The organism is Lysinibacillus sp. PWR01, from assembly GCF_043359455.1.
In the GTDB taxonomy this organism is placed as follows: domain Bacteria; phylum Bacillota; class Bacilli; order Bacillales_A; family Planococcaceae; genus Lysinibacillus; species Lysinibacillus fusiformis_F.
The window spans coordinates 1-21,603 of record NZ_JBHERJ010000074.1 but is presented as its reverse complement, the minus strand read 5'-3'; the positions used below and the strand labels follow the sequence as shown (position 1 = coordinate 21,603).

Genomic DNA, 21,603 nt, shown 5'->3' with positions numbered 1-21,603 from the left:
TTATTTACGAGTTAAATATATACATTAAGTAAAATTTTGTATATTTGCATACGATGTATAGACAATTAAGGAAATCAATCCTCATGATAAATGTACTAAAAACAAGATATAGCAGGGGGAAAATTTAAATGGATATTAAGAAAATGAAATGTAAAAGTTGTGGAGGAGATTCATTTGTAGAAGCGATGGATTTCATAAATCTTCGTCCAGTTGATAAGAAAATTGCTATAGGTTCTGAGAGAATCTTTACGGTTTGTTTGGATTGTGGAGAAGTTGCTTCAATAAAAGTAAAAAAACCAGAAAAATTAATTAAGTGATTTTACTGCTTGAGTGAAGAAATAAAATTAATTAGTTTCGGTTCTTCGTCATTGATAGTTCCTCTAAATGGGAATTGGAAACATGCCCGTTCTAAAAAAGGCACGACAAATGCTATGTGATTTTATAAACTAATTCTATTAAATAGGGTACGAAAATCATTGTGATTTCGTACCCTATTTATGTTGAAATTAAATTTTTGTGCTTCAAAAGTGAACGTCTGAAGTTTTAGTTCATTAGGCATGTTTTGAAATGATTTGCTGAAGCTTCGCCTGCAGTGTCGGTAGGTCGTGCATCGTAATGGTTGTGCGAACATAGCTTTCATCCATATCTAATGCCTCGGCAAAAAAGCTACCAATGCCTTTGACTTTGCGGTCAATTTGCATGAAAATCTCTGCAGAATGGTTGGACTGAGAGAGGAAAACTACTTCTAGCTCATCTAAATGACCTCTAAATTGTCCAGTTGGTACAAATTCAAATTCCTGGACAAATGGATAGTAGCCACGGAAGCGTGAAGGGGCTTGTTCACATTCAGCTTCACGTAAACGGAAACCTAATCCACGAATCGCATCTAATATATGTCCTGCAAGCGCTGTTGGCTCGACACGAATATAATCCTTATCACTCGGATCGACCGCATTTTTAATATCTAGACCCGTTTGAATCCAAACCTGTGTTTTACCAGCACTAATCGGTGTTTCAAATGGTAGTGTTAATGAAATGGGAAAGACCTTTTCTTCGCCAGCCGCCAGTGTGAAAGGCTCTGTTACTTTGATTTTTTGTAGTGCGGCAACCTCTGTATGTTTGTGATCATTTGACTCGCGAATATACGTCGTATTGACGGATAAATAAATGGTATCCACTTGTTGCTCGACTTGACCGCCACGCACTATGATTTCCCCCTGCATAACCTCTCCAGCATGATAAGCTTCCTTTTCCAATCTTGTATCCACTGTTGCTGAACCTATTCCAATACTTGCTAATGCTTTATGAAAAAAAGACATCTTTCATTCCTCCTACTGACATCGTTAGCTATACATACGCTTATGTTGAAAAAAGGTTTCAAGACTTCCAAATTTTTCGCTATACTAGTTGAAAACGAAAGAGGGATAGCGATGGAAACCGAATGGCTACGCACATTTATGGTGGCAGCACAAACTGAAAACTTTCGAGAAACAGCTGAAAAACGATTTATTACACAATCGACCGTGACGAAGCACATCCAGCATTTAGAAAGGGCATTGCAAACGCCATTATTTGATCGCCAGGGCAAACAGGTAACGTTAAATCGGCACGGTGCTTATTTTAGTCAGCAGGCACAAAAAATTTTGTCCGCTTTAGATGAAGGGCTACATCAGATGGATGCCTTCGTAAAGGGCTACACCGCTAAACTTACGCTTGGTGTTGCTCCACAAATAGCGAATTCAACATTACCTGCCATTATCACAGCATTCCAGCGCCGAAAGCCAACTACTCAAGTAGTGATAGAACTTTTAAAATCCAATGAAATCGGGGAAGCGGTATTTACTGGTGTAATCGATATTGGCTTATCCAAATTAACCTCAACTCGTGAGCTACACACGGTGATGCTCGCACAGGAACCGCTGCATTTGATTGCCCCTATCGCTAAAAAGGACAAGGATGCTTTCACACTTTTACAGCAGGAAACACTTTTCACCCATGCGTATGCGCCCTATTGGCAGGAGGTTCAACAGGTGCTACAGCAATTTGCCAGCCATCAAACAATGCATATCAATCAAACAGAGGTGATTAAGCATTTCGTCAAGCATGGTCTTGGTATCGCCCTATTGCCTAAAAGTGTGATTGAAGCAGATTGTCAGCAAAGCCTTCTACATAGCTATTCAGTAAAAGAATTTTCCCATATTGTATCGGATACATATTTGCTTACAAAATATGTCTCGGCTGATTATGATGATTTTTTAGAAGCGTGTAATAGCGTGTATGGGTAAAGCTGCTTTCTGCACTGTTTCTTCATAATGTTTCTTTATACTATTTTAATATAAAGGATAGAGGGTGTTTAGATGTATAGTATGTTGTCCACCATTAGTCAGTTTATTAGTGAGCCCATTACGCAATTTGTACAAGGCTATGAGCATTCTGCCTTGATGCTGGCCATCCTTCTTGGCTTGATAGGCGCATTTGCTCCATGTCAATTAACAGGTAATATGAGTGCCATTACATTCTACGGCAATCGAACACTTCAAAAGAGCAGTAATTGGCAGGAGATTGTATTTTTTATTGTAGGGAAAGTGGTTGTTTTTAGTGGACTTGGCTTTTGTGCATGGCTATTTGGACAATCATTTGAAACAAGGATGACCGTTTATTTTCCAATTTTTCGTAAGGCTATTGGACCGATGATGCTGCTAACAGGGCTGGTGCTAATCGGTCTATTCAAATTAACCTTTCTGCAACGCTTAACATCGCTGCTGCCGCCTGTAGTCAAAGAGGGGAAATTTGGCTCGTTCTTAATGGGCGCTAGTTTTTCGATTGCCTTTTGTCCCACTATGTTTGTCTTGTTCTTTGTGTGGTTAATGCCCCTTGTGGCAAGCACTTCCTATGGCTTGCTCCTCCCAAGTATTTTTGGCGTAGCGACGGCTGTACCACTTATCATCATGCTTTTGTTGATATATGTCTTTGATGCCAAGCGTCTTATCCTACGCAAAAGTATGAAGATGGGAAGGGCTATTCAAATGACAGCAGGTATCCTATTAATTTTAATCGGAATGACGGACACCATTACCTATTGGGGCTTGTAAGACATGTATAATAGAGTTAAAACGAGAAAGAGAGATACAGTATGACAGCTATATTATTATTTATTCTTGCGGGAATTGGCGAAATAGGTGGAGGCTATTTAATTTGGCTTTGGTTACGAGAGGGCAAACCTTTTTATTGGGGCATTATTGGCGGATTTGCACTTGCTCTGTACGGTGTGGTCGCAACATTCCAGTCCTTTCCAACGTTTGGGCGAGTTTATGCAGCCTATGGTGGGGTATTCATCGTGCTGTCCATTTTATGGGGGTGGGGCATTGATGGCAAAAAGCCCGATTACTTGGACTTTATTGGGGCCGGGATATGCTTAATAGGCGTTATCGTGATATTGCTGCCTCGCTCTTAGCAGGGAAAAAAGGTTACTAGGACAGGCTAGTAACCTTTTTGAACTATTTTTTACGCGCAATAAAGCGCAGACGATAATAATCAATGACCCATTCATTGTGGTGAAAGCAAGTTGGCTTTAATAATTCCTCGCATGTCGTATACACCTGCTCCTTGTCATCTGCCGTTAAGTGCTGTAGTAGATTATCACTAAACATCACCAACCAGTTGCGAAGCCCATCCTGCCCTTGAAGTGGTGTAGGGCGTTTATAAAGCGTTATATTCTCCACCTGAAAGCCTGCATTCTCTAATTTGGATTGATACTCCTCGGCGCTTGGAAAATACCAAGGAAAATAGTGTTCGATATAGGGCAACTTTAATGAGTCCATACTGTTTTGCAAGGCCCATACGATGGAAGCGATATTGCCTTGTCCACCCATTTCCGCCACAAAGCGTCCGCCGTTCTTCAATGCGCCATAGACGTTTTCAATGACTACATCAGGCTCCTTCATCCAATGAAGTGCGGCATTGGAGAAAACGGCATCAAATTGCTGTGGAAAGTGCATGGCTGTAGCTTCCATCGTTTGAAAGGTAATGGTAGGATATTTTTGTTGTGCAGCTAAAATCATCGTAGCCGAGGCATCTACTCCAATCACAGAAGCCCCAAATGCTGAAATGTCATTAGCCAAATCTCCTGTACCACAGCCCACATCTAAAATATGTTCATTTTTTTGCGGCGCTAGTAGGTTGACTAAGCTTGTACCAAATTTTGAAACGAAATCATGCTTTTCATCATATAAATGAGCATTCCATTTTGTTGTCATCGTATTTCATCTCCTTTAGTTGAGCATAGCAAAGGAGAACCGAAATCAGAAATGCGAAAAAGCATGAATTTTGATTCCAAATTGGAATGATAGGTGGAGAATGTCCTATTCTGCTAAAGTAAACAAGGTGTCAGTCACAGTGAGCTTTTCAAAGTATCACTAAGGTTTCTCCCACAACAGCTAGCTTTTCAGGCTATCAATTTTCCACATCCGATAAGGGCTTAGAATTATTTAATAAAACATAAGGTCTAATTTTACCAAAGGATAAATGGATGTTTCTCCGTTAGTTGAAAAATGATGTCCAAATGTAAAGATTCCGCAAGCATAAAAATTTTGAGTAAACTAAAAAGGTAGCTGATGTTTTTTCAGCTACCTTTTGTAATGCTTAAAGCTTTGTTAATGTTTTGCCACTCCAGCCAAACAAGATCGTTAGAATTGGGCCAAGTAAACAGAAGAAGGTAAATGGTAGGTAATCCAGTGTGGAAATACCGAGGATACTTGTGATGAAAATACCACAAACACTCCAAGGGACAAGCGGATTGACGACCGTACCTGCATCCTCCATGACACGAGAAAGGTTTTTCGGTGCAAGACCGACCTTTGCAAATTGTGCCTTAAAGGCTTCACCTGTTAACAAAATGGATAAGTACTGCTCACCGATCAATGTATTGACACCAATGCCTGTAATGGCAGCACCTGTAATAACAGAGCCAGCACTTTTAAATAAGCTTTCGACCTTCGCTAAAATGCTTTGAATAATGCCTAGTGTGAACAAAAGACCACCCATTGTTAGGGCAAGTAAGACAAGCGCGATTGTAAATAGCATACTATTCATCCCACCACGAGTCAGCAGGGCGTCTACTTCTTCATTACCAGTTTGAGAGACATAGCCATCAAACAGAATCTTGAAAATATCTGAAGCGGGAAGTGGGTCAAGTAGAGTTCCAAGACCTACACCGATAATGGACACGACGGCCAATGTAATGACAGCAGGTGCCTTATAAAAAGTCATGATAATGAGAACAACAATTGGCAATAATGTATACCAATGAATAAGTCCTGTAGACAGTAATCCTTCTTTAAATTGCTCCACTGTTTCAAACGATGTAGCGGCTCCTGTTGGTGATATAATAGCATATAGCACAATGGAGATGATGAAAGCAGGAATGGTTGTCCAGCCCATATTTTTAATATGCTCAAAAAGGTCTACACCAACTGTACCAGAGGCAAGATTGGTTGTATCAGATAATGGTGACATTTTATCACCAAAGAAGGCGCCAGAAACAATCGCTCCAGCTGTAATCGTTAGGGAGATATCCATAGCTCCGGCAATTCCCATAAATGCCACACCAACCGTCGCCACAGTTGTCAACGAGCTCCCAATTGAAATACCCACGATACTACAAATTAAAAACACGATGGCAAAGAAAAAGTTTGGCGAAACCGTTAAAAAGCCATAATAGATAAGCGTTGGGATGGTTCCACCCATAATCCAGCTCGAAATTAAAATACCAATAAAGAAGAAAATAAAAACGGCGCCAAGTCCAGCGCTAGCACCAGCAATCATACCGCCTTCAAGGTCGCGAAAGGGTACTTTTTTCAGTAATCCATAAGCTAGTAAAATCGCAATCACAAGAAAAATCGGAATATGCGGTGTTGCTTTTAAATAGCCGATACTATAAGCCATTGTGGCAATAATTAAAATGATGATGAAGCTTGCCTCAATAAATCGAGGGTTACTCTTTGCTTCTATTCGAAACATGTGAATCCTCCTAATCAATACTTCCTCGCTTCAATGCGGTGAAGCCAAAAAGTATTATAGCACGCTAATATTTTTTGTCAATTGACTGAAAATTGGCGGTTTCAATGCAAGAAATAATCCCATGCATTTTTCAAAATTAATAAACAGGTCATGACAATAAAGATGACACGCATCATGGTCGTTCCACGCTTCAACGCAAATTTGGATCCAAGGATGGCCCCAAAGATCATGACAAAGCCCATCGAAAAACCATATAGAAAATGAACTTCTCCTAAAAATAAAAACATGATTAATGCCGCTAAGTTAGAAGTGAAATTAAAAGCTTTCGCATTACCAGCAGCTTGCAGAAAATCATAGCCCATCATTAATAGAATAAAAATAAAAAATGAACCTGTCCCTGGTCCAAAAAAGCCATCGTAAAAGCCAATAGCCGCAAATGTGCCTATAAAGGCTAAATTTTTGGCTGTACTAAGCACACGCTCTTGATATTGCTGTCCCCAATCTTTTTTAAACATTGTATAAGCAGCTACAAGGACGAGCATAACAAGCATAAGTGGTTTTAAAATAGCAGGGGATACAAGATGGACAGTAAAGGCACCGAGTAAAGATCCTACAAAGATAAAGGGAAGGATTTTTCCGATTTTCTTGATGTCTACTTTCCCTGCACGTAAAAAAGTTAGCATACTTGTACCATTACTAATCGTATTGGCCAGTTTATTTGTGGCAATGGCTGTACTTGGAGGTAAACCAACGGCCATTAATGCAGGTAAGGAGATGAGCCCACCGCCTCCGACAATCGCATTTAAAAAAGATGCGATAAAAGCAAGTGGTAATAATAGTGTGAGTGAAAATAAATCAATATCCATAGGTATGCTTCCATCTTTCTCCATTGCGTTTTAACATAGCGTACTGCGAAAGTCAAAAAATAACAATGAAATCCCAGCATTTTCATGTAAATTTCGTTTACAATTCCTTAACATTTCACAGGGCAAACAAATAAGCAGAAAAAAGTTTATTTCAAGTATTTTTATAAAAATAAAAGAAAAAATGGTCATTTTTAAAGAAAAAATAGTGATTTTTAATATTTGATTTCCAACGTTTGCAACTTGGAAAATAGCTTGAAAATAAATGTGGCGAATTTTATATTACAGTTTTGTAAAATCAACAGCTACGTGTTTAAAATTTTGTAGAATTGTGTAAATGTTTTGTTATGATGGTTCAGAAATCGACAATATATTTTCAACAGGAGGAACAGGATGTTCAACTCAAATAAGCAAGATCCATTTTTTCAGTCATTATTAAAAATCGCGAAAAACGTGAATGAAGGTATTTATTATGCTCATAATGCCCGTATTCAAGATATAGATGCGCTAAAAGAAATTGCAGATACAATGAAGCAATACGAAACAAGTGGCGACAAATTAATCCATGAGCTCATCGTTATGCTGAATAAATCCTTTATGACGCCAATTGAGCGTGAAGATATTTTAGCCTTAGCGAATAAATTGGATGATGTAATTGATGGGATGGAAGGCTGTATTGCGCACTTCAATATGTACAACTTAACAGAAGTAACAGAGCCAATGCGTCAATTCCTCACATATATTGCGAAGAGCACAGACGAAATGGTACAAGCCATGGAACTGTTAAATAGTAAAAAGCTTGTGGAAATGCGTAAACATGCTATTCAAATCAAGGACAATGAACGTGAATGTGATGAAATTTTCCGTTCTTCAATGAAGCAGCTATTCATCCAAGAAAAAGATCCAATGCGTCTAATTGTTTTCAAGGATATTTATGAGCAATTTGAAGATATCGCGGACAGCTGTCAAACAGTAGCAAACACAATTGAAACAATAATTATGCGTAATGCATAAGATGGAGTGTACGAAATGGATACGATCTTATTAATCACCATATTAGTCGTTATTTTCGCACTTGTGTTCGACTTTATTAACGGCTTCCACGATACAGCAAATGCGATTGCTACTTCTGTATCAACCCGTGCCTTAAAGCCACGTACTGCGGTGTACATGGCAGCGGTTATGAACTTCGTCGGAGCGATTACCTTCGTTGGGGTAGCCAAAGCCTTAACAAAAGATATTGTGGACCCATTTTCTTTAAATGCCTATGATGGCGATATTACAGGTTCTGTTGTGATTTTAGCAGCCTTATTATCTGCAATTACATGGAATTTATTAACATGGTATTTTGGGATTCCATCAAGTTCTTCTCATACATTGATTGGTTCTGTTGCAGGGGCAGCTATTGCCGCAGCAGGATTTGATATTTTGAACTATGCTGGATTTATTAAAATTCTTCAAGCACTTATTTTTTCACCATTAATAGCGTTCGCCGCTGGTTTCCTGATGATGACTTTATTGAAGGTCATCTTCAAAGATATGAATTTATATCGCACGAATAAAGGCTTCCGCACAATGCAAATTGGGACAGCAGCCTTGCAATCCTTTACACACGGGACAAATGATGCGCAGAAGGCAATGGGGATTATTACCCTTGCGTTAATCGCGGGCGGCCTACACCAGGGAGATGATATTCCATTCTGGGTACGTTTTGCAGCAGCAACTGCGATGGGTCTTGGTACCTCTGTCGGTGGTTATAAAATTATCAAAACCGTTGGCGGTAAAATCATGAAAATCCGCCCAGTGAACGGGGTAGCGGCAGACTTAGCTTCTGCATCGATCATCTTTGGTGCCACATTAATCCATTTACCTGTCTCTACAACACATGTTATTTCTTCATCCATCATGGGTGTCGGAACAGCACACCGTGTTAAAGGGGTTAAATGGGGGATGGCACGCAAAATCGTCACAACATGGGTCATCACAATGCCAATCTCTGCTGTCATGGCAGCTTTGATTTACTATTTTTTAAGTTTATTTTTCTAGCACAATTAATGAGAATGCACAATCGCTGTGCATTCTTTTTTTGATTTTGGAGAAGAGTGAGTGGATAGAGCGAGAGGAGCGGATAGAATGTGGAAAGTGAAGGAGAGAGTGAAAAAAGTAGCGGATAGAAAGCTTAGATTGAAGGATAGCTCGAGTAGAGTGGCGGATAGAGCGAGAGAAGCGGATAGAATGTGGAAAGTGGAGGATACAGCGAAAAAAGTGGTGGATAGAAAGCTTAGATTGAAGGATAGCTTGAGTAGAGTGGTGGATAGAGTGAGAGAAGCGGATAGAATGTGGAAAGTGGAGGATACAGCGAAAAAAGTGGTGGATAGAACGCTCAGATTGAAGGATAGCTTGAGTAGAGTGGTGGATAGAGAAGAGAGGAGCGGATAGAATGTGGAAAGTGGAGGATATAGTAATAAAAGTGGCGGATAGAACGCTCGATGTGTAGGATAGTCTCTGTAGAAAGGCGGATAGAGAAGAGAGAAGCGGTTAGAGTGCAGAAAGTGAGGGATACAGTGAAAAAAGTGTAGGATACAACGTTCAGATTGAAGGATAGCTCAACCCTACTATTTTCTTAATGGTAATAATCCTCTTACTATATTACAATATTTATATAAAGAGGATACTAATAGGAGGTTTCATCGGTGGCTACATTTCTACATGGCTTGGCTCAACAACTCATTTTCCCCTTGTTTATGGTCCTATGCTTTTATTTCACATTAACTTATTTTCATCATCTAAAGGTGGGTGATGACCGTGGTATTAAGAAAACAAAATGGGCAGCGGTGGTGTGTTTAGCGCTGGCTTTGGTTGCACCAGCACTTTATAATGTGATTATGTTTATGATCATAATGAGATAAAGTGATAATTTTGGAGCAATATGGGCGATACATATGCTTGACATTCAAACAAAATTCTGATATGCAATAAAACCAGCGACCCTATTATGAAGGGTGGCTGGTTTTTTGATGCAGTCGGAAGGATAAGATTTGACTGAAAATGATCATTATTGCAAATAGAATCGAGAGTGACGTTCTGCCTGTATCATATAAAGCAAGAACAGCTAACGTAAAGAGGGCAGTTTCGAGTAGACCATGCATCCAGGGATTCAAGGGTATCCTTGCTTTGGGTGAGCCAAAAATACTCCATAGTCCTATGATGAGTAATGGGTATCCCACTCCCAGTAAGCATTTAATTAGTAGATTTGTTCCTACAAAGACACCCCAGTTTCCTATAGCGAGTAGAACCCCAATTTCTAATAAAAATCGCAGGATAGCCATACATCCCCTCATTACGCAATCTGCTGTAAATGCGTCTTCTTAAAAGCATCATCATATTTTAAACCATAGCCAAGTGCACGATCTAAGAAAATATGGGCGAGCCAAATGAGGGTAGCCATCAAAAGTATGGGTGTAGACGTTAGTAAACCAAAGACCATCAACACGGCAGGTAGCACAAAGCTATGCCCCATATTATAGAAAAGAGCGCCTATTTTTGTATTGATGAGATAGCCAACCATTGTGATGTCAGGGAGCAATAAAAACACAATAAAATAAAGCCATGAAAAATCGAGATGCCCAAAGAAAAAGACTGTGATGATAAAGGCAATGAGATATTCGAAAGAGATGATTTGACGTAATTTCATTTAACCACGACCTTCCAGTAAATTTTGATACATATCCTCAATGAGTGAGGCAATTTTTTCTTGATTTTTTTCAAACTGTCCGTCAGCCATTAACGTTTTTGTCAGTTGTAACGAATGAAGCGCATGCTGATAGAATCGTAGTTGCTGCTCGATTTGGGCAATCTTTGTGGAAAATAGCTGGACCGTTTCGTCATTACATGTTGTTGAAATAGGCTTTTGTTCGAGTGTCAGTAAATGTTTAATTTCTTGTAGCGTAAAGCCTAGCTGGCGTAAGACGATAATAAATTTCATTGTATGTTCACACATGGCATCATACACACGGTAGCCATTGTCTTGTTTTTGTGGATGTAAGAGTCCCTCTTTTTCATAGTAGCGAACGGTATCGGTTGTTAATTGAAACTTCTCGGCGAATTGTTTAATTTTCATGTAAGTACCTCCTAAAATCATCCTAACATTGGAGTATGCTCCAAGGTCAAGGTGCTGGAGGAAAAAAGTTGAAAAAAATGAAACGGTCAGTCAGTGGCAGTCGTTTATAGTGTAAGAAGGGGGAGGTGGACGGCATACTTGAAGAAATGATCGAAGAACATGCAGCGCATTTATTACGTCTCGCCTATTTTTATGTGAAGAATCGACAAACTGCTGAGGATATTGTGCAAGAGGTCTTTATTAAATTTTCTCAGCGTGGCTATGAAGAACGAGGGCAGTTACGTGCGTATTTATCGACATTAACGATTAATCAAAGCAAGGATTATTTAAAAAGCTGGCATTATAAAAAATTACTATTACAAGAAAAAATATTTCCTGTGCAGGGGAATAGACAACGGGATGAGCTTGTGGCAGCAGAGGAACGTTCTCAAATTGGGGCAGCTATTTTAAAGCTATCACTAACCTATCGGGAGCCCATCATTCTTTATTATTTTGAAGAAATGAAGATTCGTGATATTGCCCAGCTACTAGGCATTGCTGAGAATACGGTGAAGACAAGATTGAGACGGGCAAGAGAAGCATTAAAGCCTCATTTGAAGCAGGAAGAATGGGAGGTGCTTAGACATGAATGAGATACACAAGGAATTACTCAAAGTAGCGGGTGATATGACAGCAAGCAAAGAGCGTGTTAAAAAACATGTGCTACAACAGTCTATCAATAGAAGGAAGCCTTTTCGATTCACCCTATTAACCGTCGTACTGACACTTTGTATGGCAGGGTTTGTTATGGTGCAGCTTCTTACGAACGAACCAAAGCAAACGTCCTCACTATTTCATGAAAGGCAGCTTGAGCACTTCGAACGTATTAATCAGACCATGTGGCCAGGGAAAGAGCAGGAATTTTATAAGGGGGAGGCCTATCTTTCTTATGAGAAGCTCGTTGCCGCCTACTATTTTGCGACATCGTTAGGGATTGATTATTCAAAGGCTGAGCTTGAGATGGAGAGAAAGAAGCAAGTAGAACAGTTGGAAATGCTTTATCAGTCATCTGAATACGAAGCACTTTTTCAAGGATTAGCACCGAAACAGTATGTTGAAACATATCTCGAACCTCTTCTGCCGATGTATACAACGAGAACGAAACTATATGCCTTATATAAAGAAAAATATCCAACTTTTTATGCTTACCAAGAGGTAGCCAATATTGATGCCAAACGATATTTCCAAGCGCATTATACTGAGCAGGCAACAGCCTTTCAAAAGGAACATAACATTGTAATACGTACCAGCTCACATGGCGCTTCAATGGTCGGAACAGTTGCAAAGGTTGAATCGAATGTTTTCTTATTTATTGAAGGGGTAATTCCTGAGGATCTTGAGCATATGACGGAGGAACAGCTTAGTGAAAAATATGAACAAGCCGATTGGTATCCTGTGCTGGATGAATTTCCTGTCGAGCAGGGAGATTATATTACTTTAACTTCAATGGGAACAGGGAGCATTGAGGAAAACGGAGTCGTAAGAAAATATGGTTTATTATCTAAATTGGAAAAACTAGAGCCAACCGTTACAAGGATGCTTGAGCTGGAAAATGACAAAGAGGTCGCTGAGTTTTTACAGGATATGCCTTGGAAGACTGCAAATTATGTGAAAAGACCACCCGACTATTCATTTGTAGTAGAAGGTGTCCGTATTGAAATGTGGAGGGGCTATGGTGGTTCCCTTTATCTTCAAAAGGTAGGGAGCGGAGAAATTCAGTTGAGTGCCAGCAGAGCGAAGGAATTAAAAGCCATCCTAGGTATAGAAGATTAACAAGTCTCTTGAAAGAGGCTTGTTTTTTATTTTGGAGAAAATTATAGTAAAAGTACCATGTTAAAATAACCTTTTTTAAAATCTAGGATAAAATACACAATAATTTTCAACATTAGGATGAATTACTTAATAGTGAAAAAATAAATGAGTCCAAAGAATTGTAATATTTCAAGGGCAAATGTAGTATTAAAGAAGTAGGGATGAAGAAAAGGAGGGGCGGTATGAACGCACAAGAATTTGAAGAATTATGGATTACGCTGAATGAGTTATATAATGCGGATCGTTTTTTAGAATATATAGAAATAAGTAGTGCCGCAATTGAAAGTGCCATTAAGCTTGAAATGTATGATAAGGCTATTCTTCTATTACGTTATAGCTGTGCCAGTTATTTTCAAACGGGTGATCTACAGCTTTCTATAAGCGTCCTTGAACAATATCGTGAGTTAACTTTTCAACATGGCAATGATATTGATTTAATTCAATATTACAATTTAGCGGCCATTTATTGGGGAACATTTGGTCATTTAAAGAAATCAGAAGAGTTGATGTTGAAAGGCTTAAAAATTGCTGAAACGATTCAGCATGTGGAGAGCATGGGGAAAATCTACAACAATCTGAGCGACTTAGATATATCCATGGGTAGCTATCGGACAGCGAAGGAATTTGCCTTAAAGAGTTTATACTACGCCAATGCGTTTGAAATGAAGCATAAAGAGCCTTATACAGGGATTATCCATCCGAAGACGAACCTAGCTGTTGCGCTTATTTGGCTTGAAGAATTTGAAGAAGCCAATACGATATTACAAGAATTAATGGCAACGATTCATCACCCACCTTATTCGAAAGTACAACTGGAGGTTCTCAATGCCTATGCCTTCCTATGTGAAAGACAGGGACGTGTAAGTGAGGCCATAGATTTATACCAAAAGACGAAGCATTATGCTTTGCAAAACAATGATCTTTCCTTGCTTCAATTAATTTATAATTCGTTAGTGAAGCTAATTGAGGAGCAAGGCAATAAAATCGTGTTATGCGCGATACAAAAGGAATATATTAATATTTTGTTAGAAATTCAGCGTGAAAACTATTCGCATGTATTGTTTGAGATGGAATATAACGATCATAAGAAGCAATTTGAAAAAAATGCCTATATTGATCCTTTGACGAATATCTACAATCGTCGCTATTTTGATGAACAGGCTAAAAAGATGGTCGAAAAAGCTGCTGAAAGTCATCAGCAATTGGCCTTGATGATGGTGGACTTAGATCATTTTAAAGAAATCAATGATATGAATGGCCATTTATTTGGCGATGATGCGTTGACGAATACAGCCAAAACATTACAGGACTATTTTCAGCCCTTTGCGTCCATTGTCGCCCGGTTTGGTGGAGATGAATTCATTGTGTTGAGTCAAGTAAAGGAGGGTGAATCGGTGCAAACGTTGGCCGACAACCTGTATCAAACCTTAACGGCACTGTCACTTACCGTGAACAATCAAACCGTTCAGTTGGAATTCAGTATTGGTGTCAGTACGAACAATCATGGCAAAATTCAGAAAGTAGAGGAGCTCATTCAGCATGCGGATGAAGCGCTTTATAAGTCAAAGCGTAACGGCCGCAACCAAATTACGCACTATAACCAATATTGCGATGTGGGAAATGGTATTTAAAAGAGAGAGAGGCAAATCTACAGAAGAAGTGCCTCTTTCGTGAAGTGTTGCTAGTGTGATGGATTAAGCAAGCCGTAAAACACAATATCTTCAAAAGTACCGTTTTTATAAACATGATCCTTTAATGTTCCCTCATAGCGCATGCCGCATTTCTCCATGATTTTCCCTGATGCGGGATTGGATTGAAAATACTGGGCATAAATACGATGATACTGCTTCTCCTGAAAGGCAAATTCGATAATCGCTTGAGCCGCCTCTGTTCCGTAGCCATTTCCCCAATAGGACTCTCCAATCCAATAAGCGATTTCTCCTCTTTGGTGTTGAGATTGATTTGACAGCCCTATTGCGCCATACAATTGTCCGCTGTGTTTGTCTGTTATCGCAAATTCGTAGCTTCGATTTTCCTCAAAGTTTTGTTGATGCGTGGAAATCCATGACAGTGCACATTCTAATGTATAGGGAAAAGGTAAATTCAGCGTGCTTTTATAAATCGCATAATTGTTACATAAAACACTTACTTCTTGTGCATCTGCTTCTGTAAAAAGTCGAAGTATTAAACGCGGTGTTTCTATTTTCTTTTCTGTTGGTGAATAAATCATCGAATGCCCCCTTTTCAATAGTTGGATTGATTATAGCACAATAAAAAGTAAAGTAAACCAAATATTGGGTATAAAATAACATCTTGAATTGGAATAAAAATTTATTGAAAAACGATAAATTATGTGGTAAATTTAACGGGAGATTAAATAAAAGAGGTGCGTAAGATGAAACGAGAAACGCTCTTTTTAAAGATAGCTGTTTTTCTAATAGGCATACCCGTTCTTGCCTTATGTGTATGGGTGGTGCCTCGTGTTGCTTTGGGTACAGTGGGGCATTCTCCGGTCCTAACCATTGTTGCTTTAGTTGGCGTCTATGCAACGGCTATCGCTTATTTTGTTGCTCTATTTACGACAATCAAACTACTAAGCTATATTGACCAAAACATTGCATTTTCAGAGCTGTCAGTGAAAGCTTTAATCAAGATCAAATATTGTGCAATTATTATTAGTAGTGTTTACGTGGTTGGCATGCCACTGATATACTATGCTGCAGAAGTAGACGATGCACCAGGTCTTATACTTATCGGAATGGTCATTATTTTTGCTTCCTTTGTCGTGGCAGTCTTTGCTGCTGTGCTGCAAAAGCTTCTTAAAAATGCCATCGATATCAAATCAGAAAATGATCTAACGGTTTGAGGTGAATACTATGGCAATGATCATTAATATTGATGTAATGCTGGCGAAACGAAAAATGAGTGTAACAGAGCTTTCAGAAAAGGTTGGCATCACGATGGCAAACCTCTCGATTTTAAAAAACGGCAAGGCCAAAGCCATCCGCTTTTCAACATTAGAGGCTATTTGTGAGGCATTGGATTGCCAGCCTGGCGATATTTTGGAATATCGAAAGAACGAGGACCTACAAAAATAAGGATCTGCGTAAAGCAGATTCTTTTTTTTGTAGAAATTATTGCCAACAGAAGTCGTCCTATGCTAGGATAAAGGTAAGATAAATCGACAGGCAGTCGGTCGATTATAAGGAGTTGTCTTGATGAGGGAAATGAAAAAAGCAGAAGAGCGCAGAAATGAAATATTAGATGCAGCGGATGAATTATTTACGCAGAAGGGGTTTGACGGCACTAGCACAAGTAATATTTTGGAAAAAGTAGGTATTGCTCGAGGCACCCTTTATTATCATTTTAAATCCAAGGAAGATATTATGGATGCACTGATTGAGCGTTATACAAGCACGATGCTCGCAAAGGCAAAAACCGTTGCAGCAGACACAAGCATCGCTGTAAATGAACGTATATTGCGCGTTGTCATGGCATTGAATATGCAAAATGAACATGGTGGACAGGAAATGATGGAGCATGTTCATAAGCCACAAAATGCTTTGATGCATCGCAAAATACAGCAGGTGGTCATCAATCAAGTACCGCCAATCCTCACGGCCATTATTCGTGAGGGCATTGAGCAAGGTATTTACCAAACACCCTACCCCTATGAGTGCATGGAAATGATAATCGCTTATACCAATACGGTATTCGATGATGATCTCGTCTTGATGACAGATGAGGAACGAGCAGCCCGTATCCCAGCATTGATTTTTAATATTGAACGAATGCTAGGGGTGGAAAGTGGTAGCTTACTGTATATGATGCAAATGTTTGGGAATGAAGGGGAAGGCAGTATGAACTAATTTTTTTAGGTCTTGTTAGGTTTGACGCCAGTTAACAACTTACAAAGAGGTGACCCATGTATTGGAAAATTGTGCGCAATGATATGGCAAATAGCAAGCTAATTACAGGTATGACAACATTATTTGTGGCGGCAGCGGCTTTGCTTGTCACATTATCAGCAGTACTGATCGTCCATTTGACAAGTGCGATTGATACGCTAATGAAGCAAGCAGAAACGTCGCATTTTCTCCAAATGCATGCAGGTGAAATCGATCAAGTGCGGCTCACTGAATTTGCAGAGCAAAATGAATATGTAAATGAATTTCAAATGAATGAATTTCTAAATGTGGAAGGCTCGAAAATTAATATTGCGGGTACCACATTGGCACATAGTGTGCAGGACAATGGTTTTAGCACGCAAAGTGAGCAATTTGATTATTTACTGGACCTTGATGGAAACGTGATTGAAGTGTCCAATGGTGACATTTATGTACCTGTAAGCTATTGGAAGGACGGCATTGCCGACTTGGGTGATAGTGTGATGGTCCATGATCAAACCTTTACAATAGCTGGGTTTCTAAGGGATTCACAGATGAATTCTATGCTGGCTTCCTCCAAACGCTTTCTTGTCAGTGAACAAGATTATGCAGCAATCCAGGGAGCAGGCACAGTTGAATATTTAATCGAGTTTCGTTTGAAAAATTTAGCGGATTTAAAGAGTTTTGAAGAAGCCTATATGGGGGCAGGGCTCGAAGCAAACGGACCGACCATTACGTACCAGCTTTTTCAAATGCTAAATGCCATATCGGATGGACTCATGATTGCTGTCATCCTACTTATCAGCATCCTTGTAGTCGCTATTGCTTTTATGTGTATCCGTTTTACCTTGCTCACTAAAATGGAAGAGGATACTCGAGAAATCGGTGTGATGAAAGCGATTGGCTTACGCGTGGGGGATATTCAGAAAATGTATCTAGCCAAGTATGGCGTGATCGCTGTAATTGGCTGCCTGCTTGGTTTTGCCTGCTCTTTCTTGCTTCGAGATATGCTATTAGAAAATATTCGTTTGTTCATGGGAGAAACGGACAATGGCTCACAAATTTGGCTGTTCACGGGTTTCGGGTTGCTGCTCGTATTTATGGTGATAATGGGTTATGTACAATCAGTATTGAAACAGTTTCGCAAGCTATCAGCCACACAGGCTATTCGCTTCGGTACAACGCAAGGTAAAGTGCAACATGCAAAATTTTTGAACCTCAGCTCCAATAAAAGGCTTCCGATTAATCTTTTTCTTGGCATGAAGGATGTGCTCGCGCGAAAAAGTCTTTATGCGACAATGCTTGCCGTGCTATTATTAGCAACATTTATTATCATCGTCCCTCAAAATCTACACAACACGATTGCGGCTAAAAGCTTTATTACGTATATGGGCATTGGGAATAGTGATATCCGAATCGATATCCCACAAGGCAAGCAAAATGCACAGCAGGTGGCAGCGGTGATCGATACGCTTGAGCATGACACAGCCATCAAGAATTACACTGTTTTGACAACGAAAAAGTTCACAACGATTGCCGAGGACGGAACAGCGCAAAACCTAAAAATAGAGCTGGGTAACCATACGATCTTCCCCTTAGAATATGCGCATGGTAAGGCACCGGTTGCCCCTCATGAAGTAGCGCTTTCGGTGCTCAATGCGGAGGAGCTTCAAAAAAAGGTTGGCGATCGGATAGCAGTGGTCATCAATGATGAGGAGAAAAAGTTGAGGGTCAGCGGTATTTATTCAGATATTACAAATGGCGGCAAGACAGCTAAAGCAGCTTTCTCTGATCATTCCACGGAAAGCATGTGGAGTGTTATCTATAGTACGATGGCAGATCCATCACTCGTCACAGATAAAAGGGCGGAATATGCAAAAACCTTCTCTTTTGCCAAGGTGTCAGGGATTGATGATTATATCAATCAAACATTTGGTACGACGATTCATGCCATTGAAAAGGCAGCCCGTGCAGCACTTGTCATAGCACTATTGCTGTGTGTGCTCGTGACATTATTATTTATGAACATGCTGATTACGAAGGATCAAGCGCCTATCGCTATTATGAAAGCGTTAGGATTTACGAATGTCGATATTGCTACACAATATGCGGCGCGTTCGGTTTTTGTTTTACTGCTAGCCATTACGATGGGGACGTTGCTCGCAAACACGCTAGGCGAATTTCTAACAAGTACAGTCATTGCCTCATTTGGGGCGGCATCATTTGATTTTATGATTAATCCACTAACAGCGTATGTTTTTTGCCCACTAGCCCTCACAAGCGTCGTACTGCTAGCCACATTATTCGGTACGTCAAGGGCAGGGCAGGTAAAAATAATAGAGCATATAAAGGAGTAGAACCTATGAATATAGTGAGTGGTGAGCAAATTGCAAAGTCTTTTCAAGTAGGCAATGACCAGCATCCGGTTTTACTGGATGTCTCAGTGGCAATCAATCAAGGGGAGTTTATTGCCATTATGGGGCCATCTGGCTGTGGGAAATCGACATTATTGTATGCCCTTAGTGGGATGGACAGTATTGATCATGGTCAGGTTACCTTTGATGGAATGGATTTAACAGCACTAAGTGACAAAGAACTGGCTGATTTGCGTAGAACGAAAATGGGCTTTGTCTTTCAGCAGCCGACCTTTCTAAAAAGCCTAAATATCCTTGATAATATCCTGTTACCTGCCATGCGTGATCAGCGAAAAAATGTGAGGGCCTTGACAGAAAGGGCGCTGCAAATCATGAACAAAATGGGGATTGCAGATTTGGCAGAGCGAGATATTACCCAGGTTTCTGGCGGGCAGCTGCAACGAGCAGGCATCTGTCGCGCTTTGATTAGCAACCCACAAATCATTTTTGGAGATGAACCCACAGGCGCTTTAAATTCAACGTCTGCTCAGGAAATCATGGATTTACTCGCTGCCATTAATCGAGAAGGCACAACGGTTATGCTTGTGACACATGATCCAAAAATTGCTGCAAGAACAGAGCGTATCCTTTTTATGTCTGATGGCGCTATTGTGAATGAACTGCGGTTGCCTGAATTCACAGGCAATGATTTAGACGATCGAATGGTCAAAGTTGTCTCTACTATGCAAAAAATAGGTATTTAGCTTGAAGAAATCCGTAATGATTTTAAAATTACGGATTTTTTTTGTGAAAAATGAATCGCAATTGTTGTGGCGTCCGTCAGTAGTGTAGAAAGTAGGTGAGGGCAATGATGGATATTGAACAGATAATCGAGGAGCACGGTGATTACTTACTAAAGGTCGCCTATCTATATGTAAAAAATAAGGCAACGGCGGAGGACATCGTGCAGGATGTGTTCATCGCCTTTTATCAAAAGCAGGGACAGTTTCGTCAGGAAGCATCCTTGCGTACATATTTAGTGAAAATGACGGTTAATCGAAGTCACGATTATTTACGAAGTTGGAAAAGTAAACGACTGACATTGTTTGAAAAGATCAAGGGGCGCACAACAGCTATGACACCTGAAAAGGAGATGCTAGAGAAATCCGTTAAAAAAGAGCTGACGGAGGCATTGTTTACATTATCAGTTGCCTATCGTGAGGTCTTGATTTTGTATTATTTTGAGGAGATGTCGACAGTGGAAATTGCACAGCTTGTACACTGTCCGGAAGCAACGATTCGCACAAGATTACAGCGAGCTCGTAAACAGCTGGCAACAGCAATGGGTGACTTTGATTGGGAGGTGCTACGCCATGAATCAATTTAAAGAGGATGTATTAAAGGAGCTACAAGATGTCAAGCTCTCACAGCAGCGCAAACAAGTAATCGCGGAAAAAGCACGACGAAAGGTTCACCGCAAAGCAGGTGGTCAATGGACGTATCGTTTCGTGCTCGCAACCTTTACTATTTTTGTCATCGGTTTTAGCTATATCTTGACACAACAGAAAGAGCAACGTACTTCAGGCCATCAAGCGGCTAGCCTACAGTCGGATACTTGGCATTGGTGGTCACTTTTTGATTCGGATTATGTAAGAGGCTTTATCTTACTGAGCATTTTTATAGGGGCGACATTTATAGTCAAACGTTATCTAGTGAAAAAGGGTTATGGTTTACCTGTTTGTATTGAATGTGGGGAAAGCTGGTCTGAGAAGGATGCACGTAAATTATATCGCAAAAATAGTGAAATTATGTGCCCTCATTGTGGACAAAAGCAATATCGCACAAAAAAATCTATGCAAATCAGTGGTGTGATGACGATGCCAGTACCTTTGTTGATTATGCTGCAGCATGTTTTCCAACATTTTGTTATCGGTATTATTTTCTTTTTAGTAGGGATGTTCTATTACCATTATCAAATTGCGCCATATGTGTTTAAGCTACAAGAAAAAGATCCAATGAATGAACCTTTATGGTAATGATTATGACAAGAAATTGCTATTGTAATCTAGCAATTTCTTCATGTTGTTGAAAAAAGATCATGTCACTAGCAGAAAAAGACTTTTTAGCAAGGTGAGGGGTTGATTTCCGTTCCGCCAGCGTCCTTTCCAGGGGGCGTCCGATGAGCCGCTTCACTCACTTCCGTTCGCTCCAGGGTCTCCTCTGTGACGCTCAATCCCCTAGGAGTGACGCTGGCTCCACTCCAATCAACCATGCTGCAAAAGTGGCTTTTCCTTATCTTTCATACTAGCTAGCCGTAGTAATCAAATTTGCCCATGATTTGTATAATTAGATAGGCTCTTATTTTCAATGTGTAGTGACAACACCCCTTCATAAAGAGTAGTGAAGATCTTCACTTTATTTGAAAACCGTTGCTAAAAGGGTAACACTTTTGTGTATTGGAGTGGAGGGCTACTTGACTCCCGTGGGATCGCGAGACAGGTAAAACTCTA

26 protein-coding genes are annotated in these 21,603 nt (G+C 39.9%); 18 read left to right on the top strand and 8 right to left on the bottom strand.

What is annotated here, in order from left to right; translation table 11 throughout:
* Window positions 1-128: 128 nt before the first annotated feature.
* Entirely contained in the window at window positions 129-317 is a 189-nt protein-coding gene (locus tag ACEVFT_RS16455) for a hypothetical protein (protein ID WP_393950765.1), read from the top strand.
* A 234-nt stretch (window positions 318-551) separates the two neighbouring features.
* Here ACEVFT_RS16455 and ACEVFT_RS16450 read toward each other — a convergent pair whose 3' ends face one another.
* A complete protein-coding gene (locus ACEVFT_RS16450; protein ID WP_393950764.1) occupies window positions 552-1,319 on the bottom strand; it encodes a sporulation protein in 768 nt (255 codons plus the stop codon).
* 111 nt (window positions 1,320-1,430) lie between these two features.
* Here ACEVFT_RS16450 and ACEVFT_RS16445 point away from each other — a divergent pair, with 111 nt between their 5' ends.
* The 3 genes from ACEVFT_RS16445 to ACEVFT_RS16435 all read left to right on the top strand — a co-directional run bounded on the left by ACEVFT_RS16445 (window position 1,431) and on the right by ACEVFT_RS16435 (window position 3,454).
* The gene (locus tag ACEVFT_RS16445) at window positions 1,431-2,285 is read left to right on the top strand and encodes a LysR family transcriptional regulator (RefSeq protein ID WP_393950763.1); all 855 of its coding nucleotides are present in this window, start codon (window positions 1,431-1,433) and stop codon (window positions 2,283-2,285) included.
* A 72-nt stretch (window positions 2,286-2,357) separates the two neighbouring features.
* Complete coding sequence (locus ACEVFT_RS16440; protein WP_393950762.1) at window positions 2,358-3,092, top strand: urease accessory protein UreH domain-containing protein; 735 nt, start codon at window positions 2,358-2,360, stop codon at window positions 3,090-3,092.
* Window positions 3,093-3,133: 41 nt separating this feature from the next.
* On the top strand, window positions 3,134-3,454 hold the full coding sequence (locus ACEVFT_RS16435; RefSeq protein WP_342443276.1) for a YnfA family protein: 321 nt from the start codon (window positions 3,134-3,136) through the stop codon (window positions 3,452-3,454).
* A 43-nt stretch (window positions 3,455-3,497) separates the two neighbouring features.
* On the opposite strand, the gene ACEVFT_RS16430 is transcribed toward ACEVFT_RS16435, so the two are convergent.
* The 3 genes from ACEVFT_RS16430 to ACEVFT_RS16420 form a co-directional block, all read right to left on the bottom strand.
* Window positions 3,498-4,256 carry a class I SAM-dependent methyltransferase gene (locus tag ACEVFT_RS16430; RefSeq protein WP_393950761.1) on the bottom strand — a complete coding sequence of 253 codons (759 nt, stop codon included), beginning with the start codon at window positions 4,254-4,256 and terminating at the stop codon, window positions 3,498-3,500.
* Between the two features lie 385 nt (window positions 4,257-4,641).
* The gene (gene nhaC, locus ACEVFT_RS16425; RefSeq protein ID WP_393950760.1) at window positions 4,642-6,018 is read right to left on the bottom strand and encodes a Na+/H+ antiporter NhaC; all 1,377 of its coding nucleotides are present in this window, start codon (window positions 6,016-6,018) and stop codon (window positions 4,642-4,644) included.
* Window positions 6,019-6,119: 101 nt separating this feature from the next.
* On the bottom strand, window positions 6,120-6,884 hold the full coding sequence (locus ACEVFT_RS16420) for a sulfite exporter TauE/SafE family protein (protein WP_393950759.1): 765 nt from the start codon (window positions 6,882-6,884) through the stop codon (window positions 6,120-6,122).
* A gap of 390 nt (window positions 6,885-7,274) precedes the next feature.
* Between ACEVFT_RS16420 and ACEVFT_RS16415 the strand changes: the two genes are divergently transcribed.
* The 4 genes from ACEVFT_RS16415 to ACEVFT_RS16400 all read left to right on the top strand — a co-directional run bounded on the left by ACEVFT_RS16415 (window position 7,275) and on the right by ACEVFT_RS16400 (window position 9,790).
* Window positions 7,275-7,895 carry a DUF47 domain-containing protein gene (locus ACEVFT_RS16415; RefSeq protein WP_004229078.1) on the top strand — a complete coding sequence of 207 codons (621 nt, stop codon included), beginning with the start codon at window positions 7,275-7,277 and terminating at the stop codon, window positions 7,893-7,895.
* Between the two features lie 15 nt (window positions 7,896-7,910).
* On the top strand, window positions 7,911-8,927 hold the full coding sequence (locus ACEVFT_RS16410; protein WP_342534411.1) for an inorganic phosphate transporter: 1,017 nt from the start codon (window positions 7,911-7,913) through the stop codon (window positions 8,925-8,927).
* Window positions 8,928-9,014: 87 nt separating this feature from the next.
* Window positions 9,015-9,320, top strand: a complete 306-nt coding sequence (locus ACEVFT_RS16405; protein ID WP_393950758.1) for a hypothetical protein — start codon at window positions 9,015-9,017, stop codon at window positions 9,318-9,320.
* A 254-nt stretch (window positions 9,321-9,574) separates the two neighbouring features.
* On the top strand, window positions 9,575-9,790 hold the full coding sequence (locus ACEVFT_RS16400) for a hypothetical protein (RefSeq protein WP_393950757.1): 216 nt from the start codon (window positions 9,575-9,577) through the stop codon (window positions 9,788-9,790).
* Window positions 9,791-9,874: 84 nt separating this feature from the next.
* Here the strand turns inward: ACEVFT_RS16400 and ACEVFT_RS16395 are convergent, their stop codons facing one another.
* The 3 genes from ACEVFT_RS16395 to ACEVFT_RS16385 are packed head-to-tail and all read right to left on the bottom strand — an operon-like array spanning window position 9,875 to window position 11,001.
* Window positions 9,875-10,210: a YrdB family protein gene (locus ACEVFT_RS16395; protein WP_393950756.1), complete on the bottom strand. Its 336-nt coding sequence runs from the start codon at window positions 10,208-10,210 to the stop codon at window positions 9,875-9,877.
* 11 nt (window positions 10,211-10,221) lie between these two features.
* Window positions 10,222-10,575 carry a DUF4260 domain-containing protein gene (locus tag ACEVFT_RS16390; protein ID WP_393950755.1) on the bottom strand — a complete coding sequence of 118 codons (354 nt, stop codon included), beginning with the start codon at window positions 10,573-10,575 and terminating at the stop codon, window positions 10,222-10,224.
* Entirely contained in the window at window positions 10,576-11,001 is a 426-nt protein-coding gene (locus ACEVFT_RS16385) for a MerR family transcriptional regulator (protein WP_393950754.1), read from the bottom strand.
* A 125-nt stretch (window positions 11,002-11,126) separates the two neighbouring features.
* Between ACEVFT_RS16385 and ACEVFT_RS16380 the strand changes: the two genes are divergently transcribed.
* The 3 genes from ACEVFT_RS16380 to ACEVFT_RS16370 all read left to right on the top strand — a co-directional run bounded on the left by ACEVFT_RS16380 (window position 11,127) and on the right by ACEVFT_RS16370 (window position 14,483).
* Window positions 11,127-11,633, top strand: a complete 507-nt coding sequence (locus ACEVFT_RS16380; RefSeq protein WP_342443285.1) for a sigma-70 family RNA polymerase sigma factor — start codon at window positions 11,127-11,129, stop codon at window positions 11,631-11,633.
* Window positions 11,626-12,813 (top strand): hypothetical protein, encoded by a 1,188-nt coding sequence (locus ACEVFT_RS16375; RefSeq protein WP_393950753.1) that lies wholly within the window; start codon window positions 11,626-11,628, stop codon window positions 12,811-12,813. Before ACEVFT_RS16380 ends, ACEVFT_RS16375 begins: the two co-directional genes overlap by 8 nt.
* A 221-nt stretch (window positions 12,814-13,034) precedes the next feature.
* Window positions 13,035-14,483 carry a GGDEF domain-containing protein gene (locus tag ACEVFT_RS16370; RefSeq protein ID WP_393950752.1) on the top strand — a complete coding sequence of 483 codons (1,449 nt, stop codon included), beginning with the start codon at window positions 13,035-13,037 and terminating at the stop codon, window positions 14,481-14,483.
* Between the two features lie 50 nt (window positions 14,484-14,533).
* Here the strand turns inward: ACEVFT_RS16370 and ACEVFT_RS16365 are convergent, their stop codons facing one another.
* Window positions 14,534-15,082 carry a GNAT family N-acetyltransferase gene (locus tag ACEVFT_RS16365; protein ID WP_393950751.1) on the bottom strand — a complete coding sequence of 183 codons (549 nt, stop codon included), beginning with the start codon at window positions 15,080-15,082 and terminating at the stop codon, window positions 14,534-14,536.
* Between the two features lie 165 nt (window positions 15,083-15,247).
* Between ACEVFT_RS16365 and ACEVFT_RS16360 the strand changes: the two genes are divergently transcribed.
* The 7 genes from ACEVFT_RS16360 to ACEVFT_RS16330 all read left to right on the top strand — a co-directional run bounded on the left by ACEVFT_RS16360 (window position 15,248) and on the right by ACEVFT_RS16330 (window position 21,129).
* On the top strand, window positions 15,248-15,718 hold the full coding sequence (locus tag ACEVFT_RS16360) for a DUF2975 domain-containing protein (protein WP_393950750.1): 471 nt from the start codon (window positions 15,248-15,250) through the stop codon (window positions 15,716-15,718).
* A gap of 10 nt (window positions 15,719-15,728) precedes the next feature.
* Complete coding sequence (locus ACEVFT_RS16355) at window positions 15,729-15,950, top strand: helix-turn-helix domain-containing protein (RefSeq protein WP_205442832.1); 222 nt, start codon at window positions 15,729-15,731, stop codon at window positions 15,948-15,950.
* 120 nt (window positions 15,951-16,070) lie between these two features.
* Complete coding sequence (locus ACEVFT_RS16350) at window positions 16,071-16,721, top strand: TetR/AcrR family transcriptional regulator (protein ID WP_393950749.1); 651 nt, start codon at window positions 16,071-16,073, stop codon at window positions 16,719-16,721.
* 56 nt (window positions 16,722-16,777) lie between these two features.
* Window positions 16,778-19,096 (top strand): ABC transporter permease, encoded by a 2,319-nt coding sequence (locus ACEVFT_RS16345; protein WP_393950748.1) that lies wholly within the window; start codon window positions 16,778-16,780, stop codon window positions 19,094-19,096.
* A 5-nt stretch (window positions 19,097-19,101) separates the two neighbouring features.
* The gene (locus ACEVFT_RS16340; RefSeq protein ID WP_393950747.1) at window positions 19,102-19,857 is read left to right on the top strand and encodes an ABC transporter ATP-binding protein; all 756 of its coding nucleotides are present in this window, start codon (window positions 19,102-19,104) and stop codon (window positions 19,855-19,857) included.
* A 104-nt stretch (window positions 19,858-19,961) separates the two neighbouring features.
* Window positions 19,962-20,480, top strand: coding sequence for a sigma-70 family RNA polymerase sigma factor (locus tag ACEVFT_RS16335; RefSeq protein ID WP_393950746.1), 519 nt, complete (start codon window positions 19,962-19,964; stop codon window positions 20,478-20,480).
* On the top strand, window positions 20,467-21,129 hold the full coding sequence (locus tag ACEVFT_RS16330) for a TIGR04104 family putative zinc finger protein (protein WP_393950745.1): 663 nt from the start codon (window positions 20,467-20,469) through the stop codon (window positions 21,127-21,129). Before ACEVFT_RS16335 ends, ACEVFT_RS16330 begins: the two co-directional genes overlap by 14 nt.
* Window positions 21,130-21,603 lie beyond the last annotated feature (474 nt).